The sequence below is a fragment of the Cytophagia bacterium CHB2 genome, assembly GCA_030263535.1.
GTDB lineage: Bacteria > Zhuqueibacterota > Zhuqueibacteria > Zhuqueibacterales > Zhuqueibacteraceae > Coneutiohabitans.
This window is the reverse complement of record SZPB01000297.1, coordinates 1-8,248: the sequence shown is the minus strand read 5'-3', so window position 1 is coordinate 8,248 and position 8,248 is coordinate 1. Positions and strand designations below refer to the sequence as shown.

General features: G+C 53.3%; 7 protein-coding genes. All 7 read left to right on the top strand.

Translation table 11 applies throughout. The features are described from left to right. The coding region (gene rimI, locus FBQ85_22575; protein ID MDL1877927.1) for a ribosomal-protein-alanine N-acetyltransferase at positions 1-508 on the top strand (508 nt) is incomplete at its 5' end. Further along, positions 495-1,409 carry an acetyl-CoA carboxylase carboxyltransferase subunit beta gene (locus FBQ85_22570; protein ID MDL1877926.1) on the top strand — a complete coding sequence of 305 codons (915 nt, stop codon included), beginning with the start codon at positions 495-497 and terminating at the stop codon, positions 1,407-1,409. The genes rimI and FBQ85_22570, both read left to right, overlap by 14 nt. 65 nt (positions 1,410-1,474) lie before the next feature. After that, entirely contained in the window at positions 1,475-2,233 is a 759-nt protein-coding gene (gene surE, locus FBQ85_22565; GenBank protein MDL1877925.1) for a 5'/3'-nucleotidase SurE, read from the top strand. A 55-nt stretch (positions 2,234-2,288) separates the two neighbouring features. Next, on the top strand, positions 2,289-3,596 hold the full coding sequence (gene creD / locus FBQ85_22560) for a cell envelope integrity protein CreD (protein MDL1877924.1): 1,308 nt from the start codon (positions 2,289-2,291) through the stop codon (positions 3,594-3,596). Between the two features lie 244 nt (positions 3,597-3,840). Further along, positions 3,841-5,385, top strand: a complete 1,545-nt coding sequence (gene guaA / locus FBQ85_22555; GenBank protein ID MDL1877923.1) for a glutamine-hydrolyzing GMP synthase — start codon at positions 3,841-3,843, stop codon at positions 5,383-5,385. Positions 5,386-5,721: 336 nt separating this feature from the next. Next, positions 5,722-7,554 (top strand): glutamine--fructose-6-phosphate transaminase (isomerizing), encoded by a 1,833-nt coding sequence (gene glmS / locus FBQ85_22550; GenBank protein MDL1877922.1) that lies wholly within the window; start codon positions 5,722-5,724, stop codon positions 7,552-7,554. Further along, a partial coding sequence (locus FBQ85_22545) for a tetratricopeptide repeat protein (GenBank protein ID MDL1877921.1) occupies positions 7,551-8,248 on the top strand: 698 nt, incomplete at its 3' end. The genes glmS and FBQ85_22545, both read left to right, overlap by 4 nt.

Sequence of the window (8,248 nt, the reverse complement as noted above, 5' to 3'; positions counted from 1 at the left end):
GGCGAGTCGCCTCAACCGCGCCGAGGTGATCATTCGTCGCATGCGGCAGGACGATCTCTCGCAAGTCGCGGCAATTGCGGCCCACAGCTACGCCGAGCCGTGGCCGCAAGAATCGTTTCGCGTCGAGCTGAACTCCGAGGTTTCACAACCGGTTGTGGCTGAGCGCGCAGGCGAGATTGTGGGCTTTATCGTAGCCTGGATTGTGACGGATGAAATCGAAATTGCAAATTTGACGGTGAAAGAAACGTTCCGGCGGCGCGGCCTGGGGCGCATGCTGCTCACGCATGTGCTGGCATTGGCGCAGGCAAGACAGTGCGCAACCGCCTATCTTGAGGTGCGGCGCTCGAATTGGGCAGCGCGGCGTTTATACGAAAGCATGGGCTTTAATGATCATAGCCTGCGGTCGCGCTATTATGGCCGCACCGGCGAAGATGCGATTGTGATGCAAAAAAAGCTGACAACGGCTTCATCATTCCTGAGAGAGGAGAGTAACGATGGCGTGGTTTAAACGCGAAACCAAAGGGCTGGTCTCCCAGAAGAAAAAAGACATGCCCGATCTTTGGATTAAATGCCCGGCGTGCGATGAAATCATTTACAAGCCGGATTTGGAAAAAAACTTTTTCGTCTGCGGCAAGTGCGGTCATCACTTCCGTGCTACAGCGCGCACATACATCAAGTTTCTGCTCGACGAAAACAGCTTCGAGGAAACCAACGCCAATATCGCGCCGGTCGATATCTTGAAATTCAAAGCTAACAAGAAATATGGCGACCAGCTCAAAGAAGCGGCGCGCAAAACCGGCGTGCATGATGCCGTCATCACCGGCTTCGGCGCGCTTGCCGGGCAGCGTCTGGTGCTGGCAGTGATGGACTTCAGTTTTATTGGCGGCAGCATGGGCTCCGTGGTCGGAGAAAAAATCGCGCTGGCGACGGATGAAGCCTTGTTGCGCCGGCAACCGTTGAGCATCATCTGCGCCGCCGGCGGCGCGCGCATGATGGAAGGCGCGCTCTCGCTTATGCAAATGGCGAAAACTTCCGCGCGCCTCGCGCGCCTGGCCGATGCCGGCATTCCCTTCCTCTCGATACTCACGCATCCCACCACCGGCGGCGTTACGGCGAGTTTTGCCATGCTGGGCGACGCTATCATCGCCGAACCGGGCGCGCTGATCGGCTTTGCCGGGCCGCGCGTCATCAAACAAACCATCGGCCAGGACTTGCCGGAAGGCTTTCAAACCGCGGAATTTCTGCTGCAACACGGCTTCGTCGATATCATCTGTTCGCGCCTGGAAATGCGCGCCTGCCTCACCAAGTTGTTGAATGTGATGCAGAATCAAGAAGAGGCCAACAACAAAGACGGCTTTATGTTTTGGAATGAATTCAAAAACAAGCCGGCAGGCTTGCAAACGGTGTGACTCCAGTTTGGTAAAATACCTGGCAACCTGCGGCGGTCCGGCCGCCGCTCAATGAAATGGCAATAATGAAACCTCATATTCTTCTTTCAAACGATGACGGCATTTTCGCGCCCGGCCTGTATGCCATGTATCAAGCGCTGAAAGAAATCGCCGATGTTTCCGTGGTGGCGCCGGACAGTGAAAAAAGCGCGGTGGGCCACGCCATCACGCTATCGGATCCACTGCGTGTCACGCATTTCGAAAAATTCGACAGCTTTTTTGGCTATGCCGTTAAAGGCACGCCGGCGGATTGCGTGAAAATCGCCTATTATGCTCTGCTCGAGCGCAAGCCGGATTTAGTCGTCTCCGGCATCAATTACGGCTCGAATACGGGCATCAATATCATTTATTCCGGAACGGTTTCGGCTGCCACCGAAGGCATGTTGCTGGGCATTCCTTCGTTTGCGATCTCGCTCACCACTTATAAAGATGCAGATTTCAGCTATGCGGCAAAGCTCGGCTCCCGGCTCGCGCTTAAAATTTTAGAAAACGGCCTGCCCAAAGACACGTTGCTGAACGTCAATGTTCCCAATGTGCCGGAACGTGAGATTCGCGGCATTGCCATGACGCGCATGGGAACGTCAACCTATGATGACAAGTATGACAAACGCGTCGATCCCCATAATCGCGTTTACTACTGGCTCACCGGCTCAAAGATCGAAGCCAACGAAGGCATTGAATTCGACGACGGCGCAATTCGCCAGAATTATGTTTCGATTACGCCGATTCGCTTCGATTTGACGAATTACGAATATCTTCACCACATGCAGCAATGGCAGTTATAAATCAAAGCCCGCTCAAACCGTGTTTCGCTTGGTGAGCGAAAGTTGAGATAGTACGATGAAGAACAGCTCCTATAAACAATCGGTCGGCTTGCGCCTGCTCATCATCGGCGCATTGAGTTTGATCTTGTTGATTCCTGCGTTTCTGATCATGGCGCTTATTGACGAACGCGAGCACAGGCGTGACAGCGCCGTGCGCGAGGTGAGCGAAAAGTGGGGGCAAAGTCAAATCATTGCCGGCCCGATACTGACGATTCCCTATAAAAGGATCGTCACGAGCAGCGACAGCAAAACCGTTACAACCGTTGTCGAGCATGCGCATTTCCTGCCGGATCGGTTGCAGATTTCCGGCGAGCTAACCCCGGAAATCCGTCATCGCGGCATTTATGATGTCATTCTTTATCTGTCGGATTTGCAAATCACCGGCAATTTTCCCCCGCCAAATTTCAAGGAGCTGGGCATCGCGCCGGAAAATATTCTTTGGCATGAGGCGGTACTGGCGCTCGGCCTGAGCGATTTGAAAGGCATTCGCGAAGCCGTCGTGATCAAATGGCTTGACGCGGAGCTTGTCGCTAATCCCGGCATCGATGCAAAAGATGTTTTATACTCCGGCATTAGCGTCAAACCCGGCATCGACGCCGGTTTGCCTTCCCATACATTCGCCATAAACCTAAAACTTAATGGCAGCGGTGAATTGCAATTTCTGCCGGTGGGCAAAGAGACCAACGTCAAAGTTGCAGCAACCTGGGGCAATCCCAGCTTTATCGGCGGTTTTCTGCCGACAACGCGCGAGTTGCAACGCGATCGTTTCAGCGCGGAATGGAACGTTTTGCATCTCAATCGCAATTATCCGCAACAATGGCTCGGCCCCAATCAAGAGCTGATGGCCTCGGCCTTCGGCGTCAAGTTGCTGCTGCCGATCGACGAATATCAAAAAACCATGCGCACCGCCAAATATGCCATCATGTTCATTGCGTTGACGTTTCTCGCGTTTTTCATGACGGAAATTCTGAACAAGAAAATCCTGCACCCGATTCAATATCTGCTCGTTGGTTTTGCGCTGCTGGTATTCTACACGCTGTTGCTCTCCATTTCAGAGTATATTCCCTTCAATCAAGCTTATTTGATCGCGAGCGCGGCCATTGTGCTTTTGATCGGCGCCTACACCAAAGGCATGCTGAAGAGCAATTTGATCGCGCTGATCATCAGCGGCATTCTCGTGCTGCTGTACGGCTTTTTGTTTATCATTTTGCAATTGCAAGACTACGCCCTGCTGCTGGGCAGCATCGGCTTGTTCGTGATTTTGGCGATTGTGATGTATTTGACGCGCAACATCGATTGGTTTGAAGTGGCGAAACAGGAATAATCGAATGAGCCTACGGCCGGGATCACCGAGCATCGCCGCAAAAACTTTGACAGGATGATTTATCGGCAGAATTATTTTGAATCGTTCTGCCGGCAAATTATTCTGTCATAGACTTTCAGAATCTTATTCTAACTTTGAAAAGCTAATCGCTTACCAACCCCGGCATAACCGCGGCTGGAAGATTTTCGTATGGACATTATTCTATCGGAATTCCAAAATCTCTTCTACTGAACAACATCATCTCATGCATCCACAAGATTTTATCCTCATTCTCGATTTTGGCTCACAATATACCCAGCTCATCGCCCGGCGCATTCGCGAATTCAACGTTTATTCCGAAATCAAACCCTGCTACCTTGCGTTGGAAGAAATTACCCGGCTTAAGCCCAAGGGCCTCATTCTCTCCGGCGGGCCGAATTCGGTTTATGATGACAATGCGCCGCAATTTGCTGCGGGCATTTTTGATCTCGGCATCCCGATTCTCGGCTTGTGCTATGGCCAACAATTGATGGCGCATCATCTCGGCGGCAACGTGCAACCAGCCAGGCATCGCGAGTACGGTTTTGCGACGCTGCAAATCGTGCAACAAAACGCTTTGTTTGAAGACATGCCGTCGAGCAGCCAGGTTTGGATGAGTCACGGCGATACGATTGTGGCGCCGCCCGCCAATTTTGTGGCGCTCGGCAAAACGGAAAATTCGAATTTCGCGGCGTTCGCGCATCCCGCACAAAAACTCTACGGCTTGCAATTTCACCCCGAAGTGGCGCATACAGTGGCCGGCGCACAAATCTTGCGCAATTTCGTTTTTAATATCTGCGGTTGCGCGCCCAATTGGAATCCAGAGAATTTCATCACCGCGACAGTGGAAGCGATACGCGAACGTGCCGGCGCGGAACAAGTGATTTGCGCGCTTTCAGGCGGGGTCGATTCGGCGGTGGCAGCCGCATTGGTTTATCGGGCGATTGGCGAGCAACTGCACTGCGTGTTTGTCGATCACGGCTTGTTGCGGCGCAATGAAGCGGAGCAGGTCTCGGCGGTGTTCTCAAAACTCTTCGGCAAAGCATTTCGCATGGTCGATGCTTCCGATATCTTTTTGCAGCGGTTGCGCGGTATTGTCGATCCCGAGCAAAAACGCAAAATTATCGGCGAACAATTCATTCGCGTTTTTGAAGCAGAAGCGCGCAAACTATCGGACATTCGCTTCCTGGTGCAGGGCACGCTTTACCCCGATGTGATTGAAAGCGTCTCGCCCACCGGCGGGCCTTCGGTCACCATCAAAAGCCATCACAATGTCGGCGGCCTGCCGCCGGATTTGCAACTCGAATTGATCGAGCCGTTGCGCGAATTATTCAAAGACGAAGTTCGCCGTGTAGGCGCGAAGCTCGGTATCGCGCCGAGCATCATTGGCCGCCATCCGTTTCCAGGGCCAGGACTGGCGGTGAGAATTCTCGGAGAGATCACGCCCGAGCGGCTTGAAATTTTGCGGCATGCCGATGACATTTTCATCTCCGAACTAAAAAATCAGAATTGGTATGATCGCGTCTGGCAGGCGTTTGCGGTGTTGCTGCCGATTCAATCCGTAGGCGTGATGGGCGACAATCGCACCTATGAAATGACAGCGGCTTTGCGCGCTGTAACCTCCACCGATGGCATGACAGCAGACTGGGCGCGCCTGCCGCATGAGTTGTTGATGAAAGTTTCTTCGCGCATCACCAACGAAGTGCGCGGCATCAACCGCGTGGTTTATGACATCAGCGCCAAGCCGCCCAGCACAATCGAGTGGGAATGACGCAGTCAAATTCATCCGGCACAACCAAAGGCAGGCAGGTTGACACATATCGCCTGCAAATAACCTGAACCAACGATTCGGCATTAGAGATCAACTTTTTTGACCTTGCATTTTATGTGACTGCTTTCTATTTTGCTGCCGTTTAAATTCAACCCAGGTGAACATCTGTGGGCATTTCATGCGAAATATTTGCACACCCGAACTCCGTCAATCCGCACCTGCTTTTCCATGTACCATACTTATCCCCCTCGTTGACGAATAGTCAGAATGGAAGTCGGAATGAAGGACGCCCAGCCAATCGCTTTTAACCCATCACCATTTTAAGGAGTGTAAGCCATGTGTGGTATTGTCGGCTATGTCGGAGATAAACCGCTCGTTCCTCTGTTGATCGAAGGATTAAAACGCCTGGAATATCGCGGCTACGATTCCGCTGGATTTGCGATTGTGTCAGCCAATCAGCTTGTCGTCGAAAAGCAGGCGGGCAAGATTTCGAATCTGGAGCGCATACTCAACGGTCAAAAATTCAGCGGCTCAGTCGGCATCGCGCACACCCGTTGGGCAACGCACGGCGTGCCGAACAACGTCAATGCCCACCCTCACACCGACAGCAAAAATCGCATCGCGCTGATTCACAACGGCATCATCGAAAACTATGCGGCCATCAAGCGCGAGCTGGTGAAAAAAGGCCATGAATTCCGCTCGGACACGGATACGGAAGTGTTGGTACATTTGATCGAAGAGTTTCAAAAAGAGGGATTGCCCTTTGAAGAGGCCGTGCGCTCGGCGCTGGCGCAAGTGCAAGGCACTTACGGTATCGCGGTAATTTCGCATGATCATCCCCATACGATTATTGCGGCGCGGCGCGGCAGCCCGCTGGTGGTGGGCATTGGTGAAGGCGAATATTTTGTTGCCTCGGATGCCACGGCGATGGTCGAGCATACCAAGAACGTCACCTACCTTGATGACGGGGAAATGGCGATTCTCACCCGCGAGGGCGCACAGGTCAAGACCATTGACAATCAGCCCGTGACCAAGGCGATCGAGCAAATCGCGTTTGACATCGAACGCATCGTCAAAGGCGGCTACGATCACTTCATGATGAAGGAAATCATGGAGCAGCCGCGCACCATTGAAGACGCGTTGCGCGGACGCTTGCTATCCGAAGAGGGCATGGCGCGCCTCGGCGGTATCCGGCATGAGATCGATTCGCTGCTCTACGCGCGCCGCATTTTGATCACCGCCTGCGGCACCTCCTGGCATGCGGCGTTGATCGGCGAATACATGATCGAAGAATTTGTGCGCATTCCCGTGGAAGTCGAGTATGCGAGCGAATTTCGTTATCGCGATCCGGTGATCGACCAGGATACCGTTGTGCTGGTGATTAGCCAGTCCGGCGAGACGGCGGACACGCTGGCAGCGCTGCGCGAGGCCAAGCGTAAAGGCGCAAAAGTGCTCGGCATTTGTAACGTCGTCGGTTCGAGTATCGCGCGCGAAACCGATGCCGGCGTGTACTTGCATGCCGGGCCTGAAATCGGCGTGGCCTCGACCAAGGCGTTTACCTCGCAAGTGACGGTGCTCTCGGTTCTCACGCTTTTGCTCGCGCGCATGCGCAACATGTCGGCGTCGAAGGGCCGGGAAACCGTGCAAGCGATGCAAGCATTGCCGCAACAAGTCGAACAAATTCTCAACCAGCGCGAGCAAATCAAAGAAATTGCAAAGATCTATCATCAATCCAGCAATTTTCTTTATCTCGGGCGGGGCTATAATTTCCCGGTGGCGCTGGAAGGCGCGCTCAAGCTGAAGGAGATTTCCTACATTCATGCGGAAGGCTATCCGGCCGCCGAGATGAAGCACGGGCCGATTGCATTGATTGATCAGAACATGCCGGTGGTGTTCATTGCCACGAAAGATTCCACCTACGACAAAATCCTGAGCAACATCGAGGAAGTCCGCGCGCGCCGCGGCCGCGTCATCGCCATTGCGACCGAGGGCGATCAGGAAATCAAGCGGCACACCGATCATGTCATTTATATTCCGCCCACTCTCGAGGTGTTGACGCCGATTTTGACTATCATTCCACTGCAACTGCTCGCGTATTACATCGCGATCCTGCGCGGCTGCGACGTGGATCAACCGCGAAATCTAGCCAAGAGTGTAACCGTCGAATGAAACATTCATTTGCCTGCTCTCGCTATGCCTGGCTTTTGCTGGGCATTGCTGTTTCTACCGCGCTTTCGCAAGAAACCCGGCGTGATCCGAAGCTGGCTTTTCAGCGCGCCGTTACGGCGTATAATCAAGCCAATTTCGAGCAAGCGCTGGAGCAATTCAACCGGATCGTCGAGCGCGGCTCGCAGGACGAGCTTTACACCTCCGGTTTGTTTATGCAAGGCCAGAGCCTCTATCAATTGGGGCAATACAGCCAGGCAACCGAGGCGTTTAACCGTTTACTGGAAGCCAACGCCAAAAGCCGTTATGTGGATTATGCGCATTATGCGCTGGGGATGATTGCGTTCAAAGAAAACAACTATGCCGAGGCGGCCAGTGAGTTCATTTGGGTTTTGGATTTTGCCGAGACACCGGCGCTGCGCGACAAGGCGGCCAAACTTGCAGAAACGTTGTTCAACGATTACTTGCAGCCGAATGATTTACGCCGCAAGCTGCGCCGTAATTATCTCGGTGAAAACGGCCTGGCCCTGCTGGCAATCGTGCTTGCGAAAAACGAATATGCCCAGGGCCGGCGCTCCGAAGGCCAGAAAATCGTCGACAATTTCTTGCGCGCGCATCCCAACACGCGCTTCAGCAAGCAGCTCGAGCAACTCAAAATCTCTCCGCAACAAGAATTCAGTTCGCCGGCGCGCATTGG